Origin of the sequence: Vagococcus acidifermentans (genome assembly GCF_003987655.1) — a bacterium.
Taxonomy (GTDB): Bacteria; Bacillota; Bacilli; order Lactobacillales; family Vagococcaceae; genus Vagococcus_B; species Vagococcus_B acidifermentans.
The window spans coordinates 44,388-60,633 of record NZ_NGKC01000009.1; the positions used below are offsets into that span (position 1 = coordinate 44,388).

General features: G+C 48.1%; 11 protein-coding genes. 1 reads left to right on the forward strand and 10 read right to left on the reverse strand.

Going from position 1 to position 16,246, the window contains the following annotated elements; genetic code table 11:
- Positions 1-183: 183 nt before the first annotated feature.
- Entirely contained in the window at positions 184-1,083 is a 900-nt protein-coding gene (locus tag CBF27_RS08725) for an acyltransferase family protein (protein ID WP_126813929.1), read from the reverse strand.
- Between the two features lie 228 nt (positions 1,084-1,311).
- Here CBF27_RS08725 and arr point away from each other — a divergent pair, with 228 nt between their 5' ends.
- On the forward strand, positions 1,312-1,734 hold the full coding sequence (gene arr / locus CBF27_RS08730) for an NAD(+)--rifampin ADP-ribosyltransferase (protein ID WP_126813930.1): 423 nt from the start codon (positions 1,312-1,314) through the stop codon (positions 1,732-1,734).
- A 323-nt stretch (positions 1,735-2,057) separates the two neighbouring features.
- Here arr and CBF27_RS14145 read toward each other — a convergent pair whose 3' ends face one another.
- From CBF27_RS14145 to CBF27_RS08770, 9 genes are all read right to left on the reverse strand, one after another.
- Positions 2,058-2,231 (reverse strand): hypothetical protein, encoded by a 174-nt coding sequence (locus CBF27_RS14145; RefSeq protein ID WP_170175064.1) that lies wholly within the window; start codon positions 2,229-2,231, stop codon positions 2,058-2,060.
- Positions 2,232-2,284: 53 nt separating this feature from the next.
- Positions 2,285-2,674, reverse strand: coding sequence for a hypothetical protein (locus CBF27_RS08735; RefSeq protein ID WP_126813931.1), 390 nt, complete (start codon positions 2,672-2,674; stop codon positions 2,285-2,287).
- A 43-nt stretch (positions 2,675-2,717) separates the two neighbouring features.
- Positions 2,718-3,623 (reverse strand): sulfite exporter TauE/SafE family protein, encoded by a 906-nt coding sequence (locus tag CBF27_RS08740; protein ID WP_126813932.1) that lies wholly within the window; start codon positions 3,621-3,623, stop codon positions 2,718-2,720.
- 335 nt (positions 3,624-3,958) lie between these two features.
- Entirely contained in the window at positions 3,959-5,890 is a 1,932-nt protein-coding gene (locus tag CBF27_RS08745) for an endonuclease MutS2 (RefSeq protein ID WP_126813933.1), read from the reverse strand.
- A 481-nt stretch (positions 5,891-6,371) separates the two neighbouring features.
- Positions 6,372-8,084: an ABC transporter ATP-binding protein gene (locus CBF27_RS08750; protein WP_126813934.1), complete on the reverse strand. Its 1,713-nt coding sequence runs from the start codon at positions 8,082-8,084 to the stop codon at positions 6,372-6,374.
- Between the two features lie 78 nt (positions 8,085-8,162).
- Positions 8,163-8,648 (reverse strand): NUDIX domain-containing protein, encoded by a 486-nt coding sequence (locus tag CBF27_RS08755; protein ID WP_126813935.1) that lies wholly within the window; start codon positions 8,646-8,648, stop codon positions 8,163-8,165.
- A 62-nt stretch (positions 8,649-8,710) separates the two neighbouring features.
- Positions 8,711-9,709: an HD domain-containing protein gene (locus CBF27_RS08760; RefSeq protein ID WP_126813936.1), complete on the reverse strand. Its 999-nt coding sequence runs from the start codon at positions 9,707-9,709 to the stop codon at positions 8,711-8,713.
- 120 nt (positions 9,710-9,829) lie between these two features.
- Positions 9,830-13,075, reverse strand: a complete 3,246-nt coding sequence (locus tag CBF27_RS08765; protein ID WP_126813937.1) for a DEAD/DEAH box helicase — start codon at positions 13,073-13,075, stop codon at positions 9,830-9,832.
- 10 nt (positions 13,076-13,085) lie between these two features.
- Positions 13,086-16,244: an AAA family ATPase gene (locus tag CBF27_RS08770; protein WP_126813938.1), complete on the reverse strand. Its 3,159-nt coding sequence runs from the start codon at positions 16,242-16,244 to the stop codon at positions 13,086-13,088.
- Positions 16,245-16,246: the final 2 nt, after the last annotated feature.

The window sequence follows — 16,246 nt, forward strand, 5'->3', positions numbered from 1 at the left end:
AATTTTTTTATTTATGTTTTGTTTGCTCGTCGTTGATAATACTGTCCCTTGACATCATGGCGTCTAATTTTTGTGTACGTCTGATGGCATAGTGTCCTTATTACCTGATACCTGTGACGGTTTCTAATAATAACCCATGACACGATATGAGTGCTTACTAACCCGAAAATAAAATTCGTCAAATTACCAAATATATATGCGTCCCACTTGACAGGAAGCTGTGCCATTAAAAATAAAATCAGCGGATGGATGAAATAATAATGTTTGCTGTAAGGCGCCAAGTAGCAATGAGTCGGCACATGCACATTTTTTTGTTGCCCACAATATAAGACAGCAGGACACCGGGACATGAGCAAATAAAATATTTTTATCATACCCTTGATTTTGGTAAATGAGCCAGCCTTCAAAAAGCAATCCGGTAACACTTAACATTGTGTAAACCGACAACTTTTTACATGAAATTGAAATTTTTCTATCGGACAACAGAAAACCCAGTAAAATAAAAACCAACGCAAACATCAGCCCGTTCCTCGGACTGAAAAATACGATACGGTAAAAATCATAGGCGCTTTTAAGCCAACTGCCCTCTAAATAACCGGAATAGGTTTCAATCCCCCCAAACAAGTAGAATGTGCCCGCAATGAAAAACGACAGCACATAGCCCAGCTTTTTCTGCAAATAGAGAGCTAGACCAAAACCTATAACCAGCGCCGGAATATACCACAAATGATAATATGCGCCTGTGACAAAAAAGCCGGCAAAAAAAGCGGCCGGATACATCCATACCGGCAAATCCAGTTGATTCAACACATAAAAGATACCCAAAGGCAGATAAATAAACGACCACCAGCAATAACTGCGAAAAAGTTTGCGGCAATAGCTGGCAAAATAGACGGGTTCCGACATCCTTTCCCTCAGAACATAAGCTGTGCTGATAAAGAAAAACGGCACTGCCAGCCGGCAAAGCAGACTTTTTAAGGCAAAATGAATTACCGGATTGCTGTGAAGCCGGCCGCAATGCACCAAAATAACCAGGATGGCTGCGACGTATTTCATTACATCTACTAGCGGGTATCTTTTCATACGATTCTCCTCTAACACTATTTTTGTCTAGCGGACACAAAACAAAGAAGAAACTCGTGTTCGACAAAATTTCTTCTTTGTTATCATTGATTGGCAGTCTGACCATCTGACAGTGTTCCCTCATCTTTATTATACTATGAAAATCCCGTTATTTATAGACTGTCATTTCAAAAAAATGCGCGGTATAATAAAAGCGATCAAAAAACATCCGCACAGGAGGAACACACCATGACATCAGCAGTTACCTTAGACCTAGGACCGTTTTTCCATGGCACAAAAGCGGCTTTGAAAATCGGCGACCTGTTAGAACCGAATCATTCCTCAAATTTTGAAGCAGGCAGGACGTCGAACTATATTTATTTTACTGCCACTTTGGATGCTGCAAAGTGGGGCGCAGAACTGGCAGCCGGCACAGAGGAAGCCGAACAGCATATCTATATCGTAGAGCCGCTGGGTGAATTTGAAGACGACCCGAACGTCACGAACAAACGATTCCCCGGAAATCCCACCCGCTCATACCGCTCAAAGCAGCCGTTGAAAATCGTTGCCGAGCTGTCCGCGTGGGAGCACCATTCCGAAGAAGCCATCAATGACATGCTGGCCAATCTGGATCTGCTGCGCAAACAAGGACTGGCAACTATCGAAGATTGAGAAGTTGTTATCTTTTGGCGGGATGATTCAGATGATTTAAAATCGGGAAAACGAGTGGCGCATACGCATCACTCGTTTTTTTACTTTATTGAAGGTAGCCTGCCGTCAGTCAACAGGTCCACATTGAAAAATGAGAAAAACATCCCGGAAATCCATGTACCGGCCATTCTTTTTTATGACAACGACATCAAAAAAATTAAAAAACTGTTGACGACTTTTTTGCCAAGCAGGCATAAACATGCCCGGCTCTCCTGACACTTAGCTGCGGGAGCCGGGCATGATGTTTTTGGCTGTCATTTTGATTGCCGCCGATACGGAAACAATCAACGTTTGCTGCTGTTAAATATCATGACGATGCCTATGTAAAGCATAATGAGTATCATGGCCCAGCTTAAGAAAGATGCACTGAGAGCAAAACTCAATCTGCTTTTGACTGCGATTGCCGCACCGATGATGACGAACAAGACTGCACATCGTGCGCGATTTTTCGAGGACATGACTTTCCTCCTTCACTCAACATACCCCGGGAGTATGCTGCTGCCTATACGGTTCAGTGTCTGACCATCGTGATTTCAACAAATTTTTCATCGTGTTCAGTTGTGATACAGTGTTTGTCATATGCAAGCAGTTTTAGCGTCGCTGTTTTTCCATCTTCCGTCAGTTCAACACTATACAATTCTTGCGGGTCAATGTCGATTAAAAGCGTTCCCGCTTCTTTGTCGTAAAAATAGTAAAAGGTATCTGCATAAATGTCGTTGACGTATTCATTCACGGTTTGATTTTTGACATTGAAATCCAGTTTGACAACACCTTCATCCTTGCCTTCGTAATCAGTCCTGACTGCATCCCATTCTCCTGCCAAACTGACTGTTGTCCCGCCGCAGGAGGTCAACAGCACAACGCAAACTAGCATCAGCAGCCATCCAACTGTTTTTTTCATCTTCCCGACATCCTTTATTAAGATGCGCACTTGCTAACTGATTTTAAATGTGCGACTCGGCTTCACGGGGACTGCTGCGGTGGGTTCCTTTGTAGATGTAGACGATGCCCGTATAAATAATGATGAGAATGATGATCCACGTCAGCGAGCTGACATCTAGTCCTGTGACAAATCTGGCAGCCACAAGCACACCCACAATCCCGCCTAGAATTGCTGAGAATGAATGCACACGGTCATAGTGGTCTGCCTTGATGAATTCAACACACGCCACCGGCATCAGCCCGGCGCATGACCCCATCATAATTGGATAAGCAACAATGGGGCTGATCCCCAGCAAATAAATCATCGCCATACACGGTGCAAACAGACCGACACCAACAGTCATCAGCGCACCGAAAACAAAATTCCCGACAATGCCGATTATCAGCTTGCCGCCTGTCAGGCTCATGGCTTCATTTCCTTTGCCTAAAATATCCAAGAAACCTTGCTGGCGCAAAATCATCAGCACAGATGTGAGAAGCAGAGCAATGCCCATTATCAACTGTACTTTACGTTCTGAAAATGTTGAAATCGTTCTCGAGCCGATCCAGGAACCGACGATGGATGAAATGATTAGTGAAAAGATGGTGAGCGGGGCGACTGTGACGACGCTGATAAAGATAAACGCTTCAATCAACACGGAAATGCAGTGAGACACATTCAGTGTGCCGGGCAGTTTTTTATCGTCATTGGTTCTAGTGACATTCATCAAAAAAGTATGGGGCGCAAAACTGCCGATGCCAATCGTATCCAAACCTGACGTGATACCGCCGATGACTGCTCCCCAGACGTATTCCCTTTTATGTGCCGTGATGGAAAGCTGCTCGCGGTGTTTGACTAAATCAATGATCAAGTAGACAATAAAGTATGTTTGCAAAGCGGCAATACCGCCTAGTAAAATCGCTTTCATTTTTGTTCCTCTTTTCCAAGATGAAGAGGCGCTCATTTATACCTGTAGTGAAACCAAGTTTTTCCTTTAGGAATAAGCATTTATGCATAAGCGACAACAGATAACGGGGCAACTAAGTTTCAGCAGCTGCTTTTGTAATTGTTTGTGAACATAAACGTCATCGTTATGTTGATACATCATCTTTACGATTCGTTTTTTCACTAATTACTCTAAAAAGTATAAATCCGCTCGTTCAATTTGTCAATATTTTTCGAACGATTTTTTCATTTTTTTTAGACACCAGCAAGCAAAAAGCGGGGAGCATGTTTCCCCGCTTCTACCTGTTTTGAAACAAACTAACGCTTTTTGTTAGTTCGTTCATATTTTTCCTGACGACGTTCGACTGCTTCCCGGTCCAGCTTTTTATGAGCTTTTTTAGACCCTCTCAATAAGTCACGGGTCATTTTCCGTTCCTGAAAACTGCCAAACAAACTGTCATAATCGTAATTTTCCGGGTAGAGCTGCTCACGCCTCATCTCCAGCTTGACCCGCTTGCGGCTGACGTCAAACAACTGGTTGTTGATGCTGACAGACACCTTGCTGCTCCTCTGATCATCTTGATAAATCAGGCCCCAGCAGTCTTGGTCAGTCACATACACTCTGTCGCCTCTTCGATAATGAACAGACTCTGAAGATGTTTCGTGCTCCGCCTGTTGGCCAGTTGCTCCTGCGGTAAAGTCATGTGTTGTCACATCATACTCGCGATGCTTTTCATATTGTTCAGCTTTAGCAATTACCCGTTTGTCCAACTGCATTTTCCGGGCAATCCAAAACGCGTTGCTCTCACCAGTCTCCCCCATCAGCAGCCGGTAGTTGGGCTGCAGCGTGTCACTGTTAAAGGACATCGCAGCTGTCATGAAGTCCGGATGCAGTTCTGAAAAGCGTTTGATTTCCCCGTAATGCGTGGTCGTCAACAACATGCAGCCCTTGCGGTAAAGCTCTTCCATAATCGCAATCGCCAGCGCCGCCCCTTCATTCGGCTCAGTCCCGCTGCCGATTTCGTCCAGCAATACCAGACTGTTTCCTTTCACACGATGGGTAATCCGTGCAATGTTTTGCATGTGTCCTGAAAAAGTACTCAGCGCGTTTTCAATGCTTTGATGATCGCCGATATCCACAAAAATCTGGTCAAAAACGGCGATTTCCGTTCCCTCTTCTGCCCTAATCTGGACTCCAATCATTGTCTGAAGTGTCAGCAATGCGACTGTTTTCAGCACCACCGTTTTTCCGCCCGCATTGGGTCCGGTGATGGTCAACCCTCTAAACCCTTTCCCGAGCGACAAATTTAACGGCACGGCATCCGGCAGCAGCGGGTGCACCGCCTCCTTCAACACGATGTGGCCCTTTTGGTTCAGCAGCGGGGTAATCCCCTGCAACTGGCGGCTGTACTTCGCACGTGCAAAAATTACGTCAAATGCGGCAATCGCCGACAGATTCTCCTTCAAAAGCGGCAGCTGTTCAGCAATCAACCCCGTCAGCTCCGCCAAAATCTGATAAACTTCACTGCTTTCCTGAAGCGCTAAATCAGCTAGTTTCTGGTTCAGCCTGGCCACAGCAGCAGGCTCGATATACACTGTCGTGCCGCGGTTGGACGATTCGACAACTGACCCTTGAATCTGATTTTTATAACTGGCCTTGACAGGAATCGTGAAGCGGTCCTGTTTTTTGACAATCATAAATTCTTGAATTTTTTTACTGTTGCCGGGATGGCGTAAAAATTTTTGAAGTACTTTTTCAATATCTGCCTGTGTTTCCTGCTGTGCATGTCTAAGCTTGCGCAGCTGGCGACTATAATCCGACGCCACCTGATTGTGATGAATCGCCTGATAGATAGTCTCTTCCGCTTCCTGAAACGTGCGGATGGCTGTGCTGTATTCCGCCAAAAGCGGTGCTGTTTCTTGATGTTTGCTGAAAAAATCGCGTATCAGTCGGCCGCTGCGCAAAAAGTCGGCAAACTCCACCAGCTCCTCGGCAGATAAAACAAACCCCTTACTCACCTGACTCGTCAGATGATCGATCTTGCTTAGCCCCATAAACGGCACATGCAAACCGGCTTCCAGCAACGCTCGTGCCTGTTCCGTTTCCGTCAGCCGAGCTTTTACCACCGCCAAATTGGCAGACGGCACAAGCTCGCGAATAGTTTCCTTCCCCGGCAGACTGACGGCAAACTGACTAAGTGCATCAATAATTTTATCAAACTCTATTTTATTAAATGTATCCTGATTCATATTCCTGCTCCTTTAGTGTAATCAAGATACTTTCTCCACATCACAATAGTATCAAAAAAAGCCGCGGTCTTCTCACCGCGGCAAATAAGCCCGACTCATCCATCCTAAAAGACAGCAGTCGTTTTTTGTGAGAAAGCATCTAAACATGCGCAAGACAAATAAACCTCCTATGAGACTTATTTTCTTACATGGTTCATTTAGATACTTGCGACACTCACAAAATTCCCTCATTTATCTATTTTTTAGATTGTTATTTGATACTATCTGCTTTTGATTATAACAAGATTAGCGGGGGATGTAAATGCTGATGTGTGCATATACGAAGGGACGACCGAGTTATGTTCCAAAAATAGGCCATAGCGATATATGAAATAGTTGGAAGATGGCTGAGATAACGTTAGCTTTCCTGATTCGTAAAACAAGCGCATGCTCAGAAAACCAGCCAAGTCTCCAACTGGATAAACTTGGCTGGTTTTTGGCATTATTCTCTGAACTGCGCATCATACAAATGTTTGTACGCACCTTGTTTCGCCATCAGTTCGTCATGGGTTCCTTGTTCCACGATGCCCTGCTCGTCAATCACTACAATGCGTGTCGCCTGCTTAATCGTCGCCAGACGGTGGGCGATAATCAGAGTCGTGCGTCCTTTTGCCAATGACCCCAGCGACTCCTGAATAACGGATTCGGTTTCTGTATCAAGGGCAGATGTCGCTTCGTCAAGAATCAAAATCGGCGGATTTTTCAAAAACATTCTGGCGATAGCGACCCGCTGTTTCTGCCCGCCGGACAATTTGACACCCCGTTCACCAATCATTGTGTCGAGTCCTTCCGGCATATCGTCAATCACTTGCCCCAAATGTGCCAGCTCGATTGCAGTCAGCACTTCTTCCTCTGTAGCATCCAGCCGGCCGTACAGTACATTTTCACGGATTGTTCCCGGAAATAGAAACACATCCTGCTGTACAATGCCGATGTGATGACGCAACGATTGCAGCGTGACATCCTGTATGTTCACCCCATCAATGGTAATCCGCCCTGAATCCACTTCATAAAACCGCGGCAGCAAATTGCTGATGGTGGTTTTTCCGGCACCGCTCGGACCGACAAAAGCAACAGTTTCTCCCTTGGCAATCTCAAGAGACAAATCATCCAGCACTTGCGTCCCGTCTTCATAGGCAAAAGACACATGCTCGTAACGGATGTCTCCGTGCACGCCAGATAATTCGACAGCTCCGTCCTTATCCTTAATCGCCGGTTCTTTGTCGAGTTCTTCGGTAAATCGTTTGAACCCGGCAATCCCTTTCGGATAACTTTCAATCATTGTATTGACCTTCTCAATCGGGCGGACAAAAATATTCGACAGCAAAATAAAACCGACAAACGAACCATAACTGATTTCATCGTTAATCGTAAAATATGCGCCGAAAATCAAAGCAAACAAACTAATCAGACGAATCAGTAAATAATTATAAGAAGAGCTGAGTGCCATCGTCTTGTAAAATGCCAGTTTGCTTTTCCGGTACAGTTGGTTCAATCCTTCAAAACGCTTTTTCTCGAACGGTTCATTGGCAAAAGACTGGGTCACGCGGATGCCGCTGACAGACGCTTCGATGCCGGCATTGAATTCGCCGAGATTTTCATAGATGCGGGTGTTGACCTTGGTCATGCGCTTGTTGAAGAATACCAGCGCAACAGTGATGAACGGCACGAGTATCGATGTTGCAATAGCCAGTGTCGGATGGGTGTTATACATCAGCATAAATGCGCCGACCAGCGTCATCACCGTAATGAACACATCTTCCGGGCCGTGGTGGGCGACTTCTGAAATTTCAAACAAGTCGGTCGTCAGGCGGCTGATAAGCTTGCCTGTTTTCTGGTTGTCATAGTATTCAAACGACTGGGACTGCAGATGGTCGTACAGCTCGCGGCGCATATCCGTTTCAATATTGACGCCCAGTTTATGCCCGAAATATACTACGACATACTGCAACAGCGTATTGATGATGTAAAAACCAAACAAAGCAATCGAGACTGTCACAATCAATCCCCAGTTTTTCTGAGGCATTATCTCATCGATTACATGATTGACGACTACCGGGAATGCCAGCTCCAGCAGTGCGGCAATCACAGCACATGAAAAGTCCAGCACAAACAATTTTTTGTACGGACGGTAATAACTAAAAAAACGTTTCACCCATATCACACTCCTAACCTTTTTATTTAACCAAATATCCGAGAATAAATCAAAGGAACTGGTTTCAGAAAGGCGGCTTCAAAATTCGCGCAGCGGCACAAATGATGTGCCTTGTTCAGTCGTGATACCTGCGTATAATTCTGCGGTGTACTTTCCTTCACGAATGTAATGGTCTACCACATTACGCGCTGAAACAGGCATCTCCACCTGTGCCGCTTCTTCATAATCAAATAATGCCAGTTTACCCTCGGTACTGGTCAAGTCGGCATGGCTGCCCAAATCAGCAAAAAAATAGTAGTTCTGTCTGATTTCCCCGTTCTTCAGCCGCAGCGTGATATATCTCATGGCAAGATTATGCAGGTCTGTTTCATCCAAATCAAGTTCTTCCTTCGCTTCTCTCAAAACGCACGCTTTGGCATCATTCAGCTCGTGTGCTTCAAAGTGTCCGCCCGCTGAACCGACGTACAGATGGTCCGCCACCCGGGAACCTATCCGGTACAATAACAAGATCCCCTCACCGTTGACGAGATAGAGCGAGGTCATATTCCGCAGTTTTGCGGTCATATTGTTCATCCTTTCCTTCACTCTTTAGTATAAAAACAGTTCGAGAGGAATGTCAAAGGCTGTTAAACAGTTCTGTCAGCTGTTCTTAAGTAAATGCCGGCACTGCCGCGGCGCAATGTTTCCTGAATAGCAAGCGCTGCTGACGGGGATATGTCCGACGTTTTGACGAGCCGGCTGCTGCGGCGCACCAGCGGGTCCACGTGACGCAGTTTTTTCTGCTGGAAAATATCGTACGCCTCTTCCTGCGAGACGATGTCGTATGTACCAACATTCGACAAACGCGCAAGCTGACGGCTGATCTCCGGGTCGGCGGTAGCGGCCAAACGCTGCAGCAAGTTTGTATCCGTCGTCATGAAATCAGCCAGCGTCAGCATATCTTTTGCCAGCGCCTGTGTCAGCACCGCAGCCATGATGTCATGGCTGATTATGTTCAGCGGGTCATAGAAAAAATCAATGACCACATGGTGATAATTCCGGATAAACCATTCGCCCTGTTCAACACTGGAGACAACAATTCCTTTTTCAGCATCTACTGCCAGGTCCGCTATGAAGCGGTGGACCTCCGGCAGCGGCACATGAAAATAACGGTGGATTTCCCGTAACGTATAATCAATCCGGTCAGCGCACAAAAGCGGCGCCTCTTGTTCCAAAATCCCCCAACGGCTGTCATCCAACAGCAGCTCCCGCCAGTCATAGCCGTGCTTGTCTAAGACCTGCGGGAGTGTGCTTTGAGACAAAAAATCTTGCTTCACGTCTTCGTGGTAGGATTCCTGTAAATTGGCTGTCACCAAATCAATCAAATGTGAAAAAGCGGTGTGCGACACATCATGCAGAAGTCCCGCAATTTGCTCTGCTAGGGAGCCGCCCAGTTTTTTTATCAGCAACATGACCCCCAGGGAATGCTCATACCGGGTTTCATCCCAAACAGGATTCAGCAAGTATGCGGGTCCTGCCATGTGGACATCTTTCAGGCGCTGTACTTCCGGTGTTGCCAGCAGGTCGCTCAACACCGGCTCCAGCTTATATTCTCCGTACAAAACATCCGATACCGTTTCTTTCATATCTTTGCTCCTTTATCTTGTCATACATAGCGCCTCTCTATCATACCAGACTTTGCGGTTTGCCTGATACAGCTAAAAAAAGGAGCCGTGCTCAGAGGCACCAGCTCCTTTGCTTTGTAATTAAAAACCGTTTGTACCGCTCACGTCATCTGCCGACCCAATCATTAGTATATCCCTGATATCCTGTTCGGACAGTTGCGAACGGCCGGCTGTATCTGTTGCTTGAAGGACCTTCTCAAACAGTTCGCGCTTCCCTTGCTGCAGCTGGTTGATTTTTTCTTCAATCGTACCTTCTGCAATCAGACGCCAAACTTCGACTTTTTTCTGCTGACCGATACGGTGTGCCCGACCGGCTGCCTGTTCTTCCACCGCCGGATTCCACCACAAATCGTAGAGAATCACTGTATCAGCGCCTGTCAGGTTCAGTCCTGTGCTGCCGGCCTTTAAGGAAATCAGAAAGACGGCTTTATCGCCTTGATTGAACTGGTCCACCATTTTTTGGCGGTCGGCGGATTTAGTGCTTCCCCGCAAGTAAAACACATCAATGCCCAGTGAGGCTAATTCTGCTTCAATCAACGACAGCATACTGGTAAACTGTGAAAACAGAAGAATCCGCCGGCCGTTTTCAATCGCCACCGGGATGATTTCCTTGAGTTGTTCCAGCTTGCCTGATTGACCGCTGTAATCCGGCAAAAAGAGCCGCGGATCGCAGCATATCTGGCGCAGCCGGGTCAGTCCCGCCAATATGGAAATGCGGTTCCGGTTGAATTCCCCTTCTGACATAGCGCCGACAGTTTCCTGCATTTGTTTCAAATATGCCAGATAAACCGTCTTCTGTTCTTCAGTCAAGCTGCTGTACAAATTGGTTTCCATTTTATCCGGAAGGTCTTTCAGGACGCGTTTCTTTTCGCGGCGCAGCACGAACGGCCGGACCATTTGCGCCACATCTTCCGTATCCAGCGCCTTAAACTGGCGCATCGGCGGGAAAAAACCGGGCATCAATACGTTGAACAGCGCCCATAATTCTTCCAGATTGTTTTCAATCGGCGTGCCGCTGAGTGCAAAGCGGTGCGTTGCCTGGATTTCCTTGACCGCATGGAATGTTTTAGTCGCGGCATTTTTGATGGCCTGGGCTTCATCAAGGACCAGACAATGAAACGACATGTCACGGTAGCGGTCGATGTCTTGCCGCAGCATACTGTATGACGTGATAAAAATATCTGATGTCGGATTTTCCTCAATCAATGCATCCCGCTGCTGTTTGCTGCCGGCACTCACCGTCACAGAAAGTTCCGGTGCAAACCTGCGGCATTCAATCTGCCAATTATAAAGCAAACTGGCGGGCGTCACAATCAGAACCGGCTGCTGCAAGTTGCCTTCTTCTTTTTCCGACAGCAGATAGGCAATTGTTTGAATGGTTTTCCCCAGTCCCATGTCATCAGCCAGAATACCGCCAAACTGATAGCTGCTCAACATTTTCAGCCATCTGACACCTGCCTCCTGATAGGAGCGCAGTGTGGCCTGCAACGTTTCCGGGAATCTCAGCGGAAACGCAGACGGGTTAGCCAAATCTTCAACCATTTGTTTGAATTCGCCGGAAAAATCAACCTCTTCCAGCTGACCAAACGCATCTTGCACCTGTATGCCGCGGTAACTCGGCACAGACAGATGATTGCCGCGAAAAGTCAAGTCCCGGCGCAGACGGCGCAAGACATCGCTGGTCTGTTGAAAAGTTTCTGAATCAAACGAAATGATTTGCCCGTTCTCCAGCTGGTGGAAATCTTGACGCTTCAGCAGACTTTTCAGCACCTGATTGACTTCCTTGTCATCAATCCCCGAAATGTCAAACCGGATATCCAGCCATGAGCCGTGTTCCGTGATGTTGACTTGCGGCTGATAGTCGTCGGCAGACAAATACAACTGCTCCAGCTGGTCGGTCAGGTGAACTTGTCCCAGTTTTTCAAATTCAGCAAGTTCGCTGGAAAAAAAGCGGTACAAATATTGGCCTTGCGGAAAAGGCTTCTGATAAGCCGTTTTGCCGAGACGGAAACCGAGCTGGTCCAACAGCTGTTCCGCACGCCCTTCCTGCAAGGTATTTCTGACAACAACCGGCGCGTCAGCAGCACGTTCAGTGGCAACAGCTGAATCAGTGGAAAACACAACATCTGCATAGGAAAAGTCCACTCTGACGCTTAACATGCCATCTTGCGACATCATATAAAAATCGGTCTTTATCGGTGCGTGAATCATATCATCTGCAACAATATCGCTGACTTCGACATGACCGATAGTTGCCAATGCCGGGATCACATACGAAAACAGCTCGCCCAGCTGGTCTTTCGTGTAAAAAACTTCTGGTTTCGGCAGACGTTTCATGAGATTCATCAACGTCTGGTAATGGACGTGCTGCTCATGAGTCAGTTCGTACAGATTGGACCTTGACAGCACCCAGCCGTATGTTTCCCAGTACATGTCGATGTGACTCATGTCGATAACCAGCAAGTAGCCGTCGCCGCTCCTTTTGACAGAAAACACCAGCGGCAGGCGCCCTGTTTGAAAGGTAATTTTATGCCGGCTGCCAAACGGCAATTTAAACAGCAGACGCTGTTCTGCTGTCAATGCCGTCAGCATGTGTTTCGCCTCGTCCTGACTCAGCATCAAATAGCGTGCGTTCGGCCTTCCCTGCTGCTGCACGCCGCCGGTCACCAGCATCTGGTTGGCTTTATGAATCGCAAGACAGGCATCCAGCAGTTCCTTGTCTTTTTTGTGAAAAGACGTGTCGCGTATTTGAAAATGATGATTATTATTTATTTGGAAGCCTTGCTGATTTTCGTAAGCTTTGAAAAATTCAGCCAGATTTTTCACGACATACGTGCGGCTGCCCGGCACATCCGACCCGACTTTAAGATGCAGGCAGATAACAGCTTTTTCCGGATAAAAAGACAGTGTCTCCACACTCTCCACAATCACATCCAGTTTTAAAGGCTCGCCCCGTTCAAGGACGCGCGTATTTTCTTTTTCCTGAAGTTTGACAAAGCCTTCCGTGAATACCTCGGCATCCGAAGGCGGCTGGAAGATTTTCCGCGGTGCGTCAGTCTCCGTAATGACCCGCGACATCCCCTTGTCTTTAATCGCCAGTTCCACCGCAACCGTGTGCTTGCAATACCCGTGGTCCAGCCAGTATGGGCATGTGCACACATCTTTCTCTTTGGTCGTTCCATCCAACTCCACATAATATATTTCTGAACCGATGACTTCCGCATACCATTTCAATCTGGTGTCGTCTTTCGTCAGTGAATGCACGCGGCCTTCCATCATGTACTTCCGGCCGCGGCTGATGATTCTATCGGGAATGGACCATTTCATATTTTTACCTCTATTCGTCTATCTCTTTCTGCTTCACTGTGCTTTGCCCGCTGGCACTCGACAGGACTTCCAGCTGCTGGGGTATCCGTTCTTTCAGCTCTTTGACGTGGGAAATGATACCGATCAGCCGTCCGTCGCCCTCAATCATCTCAAGCGATTCGATTGCCGTTTCCAGTGCATCTTCATCCAATGAGCCAAACCCTTCATCAATGAACAGCGCATCAATCTGCACCCCGCCGGCCTGACGCTGAATCACTTCTGCCAGCGCCAGGGAAAGTGACAAGGCTGCGATAAAGCTCTCGCCGCCCGACAATGTGTTGACACTGCGGACGCCGCCGACGTTGTCATCGTAGACATTGATTTCAAGCCCTGTCCGTTTTTTATATGACCCTTGCGCCTCGTTCAACTCAAAGGCATACCGGTTCCGCGTCAAGTGCTGAAGGCGCTCATTGGCAACATCCAGGACTTCTTCAAAATAAGTCTGCAGCACATACCGCTCGATGCTCATTTTGTTTGCCCCGTCGCCGTTCAGCACATCAGACAACTCTGTCAGCTCCGTCAGTTCAACCAACTCCTGCCGCACACTCGCTTGAACTTCTTTGATACGTGCAATGGTCTTGTCATTTCGTTTCATTGTTTCCTGCCGCACGATTTTTTCCGTTTCAACCGCAGATTTTTCCTGCATCAGCTCTGCCAATGCCGCCTTGTCTGCTGTCATTTCCGGTTTTTCCTGTCCTTGCAGTATAGCCGTGACATCTGTTAGTTTGTCGGCATTCAAGGCAACTGCGGACTGATAGGCGGCAACGACCGCCTCAATTTCCGGCATTCGGGACAATTCAGCTTGCAGTGACGGCACTTCTGCGGCGGCAATAGCTGCTTTGGCCAACTTGTCGGCAACTAGTGTTTGCTGGGTGTCCAGCTTTTTCCCAAGCACTGTCAAGCGCTCGGCAAAATACGACTGTGTGCTGGTCTGTTGTGCCCGCTGTTTGTCCAGTTCGTTCAACTCATCGCCCAGACCGTGGCGCTCTTTGTTCCATTCGGCAAGTGCCGTGTCTTCCCGTGCGATAAGGCCGGTCAGCTGTGCGGCGTCATGCCAGTCCGGCGGAAACTGACTAGTGCGTTCCGCAATGCCGGCTTCGATCCGCACCAGCTGCTGCTGCTGGCTGTTCAGCTTATCAGTCAGTACTGTTTTTTGCTCAGTGACTGTTTTCAGTTGTTCTTCTGTTTCATTGAGTGTTTGTCTGGACTCCTCCAGACGGGTAAGCGCCTCGCTGACCGCCTTGCTCTGGGCTTCTGCACCGGAAAGTTCCGCCTGTACCACAGTCAGCGCCGCATCCCAGTCGCCGCTGATGGCCTCTGCTGCAACTACTTCAGCAGACGGCATGTCCAGTAGCTCGGACCGAGTGTCGGCGGCTGTCTTTTGCTTGTCAGACAGTTGTTTATCAAGATGCTTGGCCGACTCCTGCCGGGCCGCGAGTTTTTCTCTGACAAGCTGGACCATCTCTTCCGCTTCTGTCATCAGTTGTTCCGCCCGGGCTATTTCCTCAGATGTCGATGCAACAGCGTGGTACGGTTCCGGATGCTCCGTTGCCCCACATACCGGACAAGGCGACCCCTCAATCAAATCCATGCTCAGGCGGGCTATCTGCATCGCTGCCCAGTCGCTTTTACACTGATTATAGTCCGCTTCAGCCTCTGCCAGCTCCGCAGTCAAACGGCTGATATCTGTTTTTATCCGGCCCGCAGAATCTGCCAGTGTCTTTTGTTCTAATGACAACTGGTGCAGGCGCCGAACTGTTTTCTCTGTCTGTTCCAGCTGCTGCTGCCTGATTTCCAGCGAATGTTTATCGGACCAAAGCTGTTGACTTTTTTGAAGCGCTTGGTTCAATTCCGTTCGCCTGTTCTCCAAAACGGTCTGCTGCTGCTGGACAGCTTGCAGTGCCTCGGTCTGCTGTTTCAGCTCCGTTTGCCATGTTTTCTGTTGGGCTTTCAGCTTGTCCGTTTCTTCAAACAACGGCAAGACCCGCCTCATCTCGGTCAATTCCCGCGTTTTTTCCGTCATTGCCTGTTCCCGGCCGTTCACCTCGGCCAATTGCTGACGCAGCTGCACCAATTTTGTTTCAGAAGCGGTCAAATGTGCGCTAATTGTTTGATGTTCGCGCTCCGTTTCCGCGTGCTCCGCAAGCAGCTCCTGCTCAAGCCGCAAATCAGTCTGCATCGCCTGTACGTCCTGCATTTTTTTCAGCTGCACTTTTTGGCTGGTGATGTCGTCAGCCTGAGCTGTCAACCGTGTCTGCTCCGCCAGCAGTTCATCACGGGCTGCAAACTGGCTGAGCAGCTGTTCTTTTTGGCGGATGACCGCTTCGAGCTGTTCCTGTTTGTCCGTTACCAGCTGACGGCGCGCATCCAACCGGGTTATGCTGTCGCGATACGACTGGTGCTGTTCCTCGGCCAAACGCAGCACATCATCCACCGCGGTGCTTTCCGGTTTTTTTTCAGCAAATTCCGGCTCCCATTCCAGCGTATCGATGTAGTGTACCACCTTTTGACGGTCCCCTTCAATTTTCTTCGACTGCTGTTTCTGCTGCTCTTTGATTTGTTCAGCTGCGCGGCGGTACATGTCTGTACCAAACAGCTTGCGCAGGACTTTTTCTTTCTCGCTGCTGTCCGCATTGAGGAACCTGCGGAATTCGCCTTGAGGCAGCATCACGATTTGGGCAAACTGTGCCGCATTCAAGTGCAGCAAATCTTCCAGCAACGGACCGATATCTTTTTGTTTCGTGTATTGCTGAATTTCTTGCTGCGCGTCATCAAACACAGTCAAACTGACTGACGCCGGCTGTTCCCTAGTCCCGCTGCCCCGCTTTTTGGCAACGGTCTGTTCCGGACTGCGCACAATTTCATATGTATAGCTGCCATGACGGAAGACAAAGCGGACACGCGTTTCTTCTCCCGTATCGGCAAACGTCGAGCGCATCTCTTTTCCCTGACGCAGACCGCCTGAGGTAATACCATACAAGGCAAAACACATCCCGTCAAAAATAGTCGTCTTGCCCGCCCCGGTCTTGCCGCTGATGAGAAAAAGCGAGTGCTCGTAAAACGCCTGAAAATCTATCACTGCATGTCGGTACGGACCGAAATTGACTAATTCAATCAATAAAGGCTGCATCT

Coding starts and splice junctions, on each gene's coding strand:
- CBF27_RS08755 (WP_126813935.1), bottom strand. CDS start 8,648: ATGACCGCAAAACTGCGGAATATGACCTCGCTCTATCTCGTCAACGGT.
- CBF27_RS08740 (WP_126813932.1), bottom strand. CDS start 3,623: ATGAAAGCGATTTTACTAGGCGGTATTGCCGCTTTGCAAACATACTTT.
- CBF27_RS08770 (WP_126813938.1), bottom strand. CDS start 16,244: ATGCAGCCTTTATTGATTGAATTAGTCAATTTCGGTCCGTACCGACAT.
- CBF27_RS14145 (WP_170175064.1), bottom strand. CDS start 2,231: ATGTCCTCGAAAAATCGCGCACGATGTGCAGTCTTGTTCGTCATCATC.
- CBF27_RS08745 (WP_126813933.1), bottom strand. CDS start 5,890: ATGAATCAGGATACATTTAATAAAATAGAGTTTGATAAAATTATTGAT.
- CBF27_RS08765 (WP_126813937.1), bottom strand. CDS start 13,075: ATGAAATGGTCCATTCCCGATAGAATCATCAGCCGCGGCCGGAAGTAC.
- arr (WP_126813930.1), top strand. CDS start 1,312: ATGACATCAGCAGTTACCTTAGACCTAGGACCGTTTTTCCATGGCACA.
- CBF27_RS08760 (WP_126813936.1), bottom strand. CDS start 9,709: ATGAAAGAAACGGTATCGGATGTTTTGTACGGAGAATATAAGCTGGAG.
- CBF27_RS08725 (WP_126813929.1), bottom strand. CDS start 1,083: ATGAAAAGATACCCGCTAGTAGATGTAATGAAATACGTCGCAGCCATC.
- CBF27_RS08735 (WP_126813931.1), bottom strand. CDS start 2,674: ATGAAAAAAACAGTTGGATGGCTGCTGATGCTAGTTTGCGTTGTGCTG.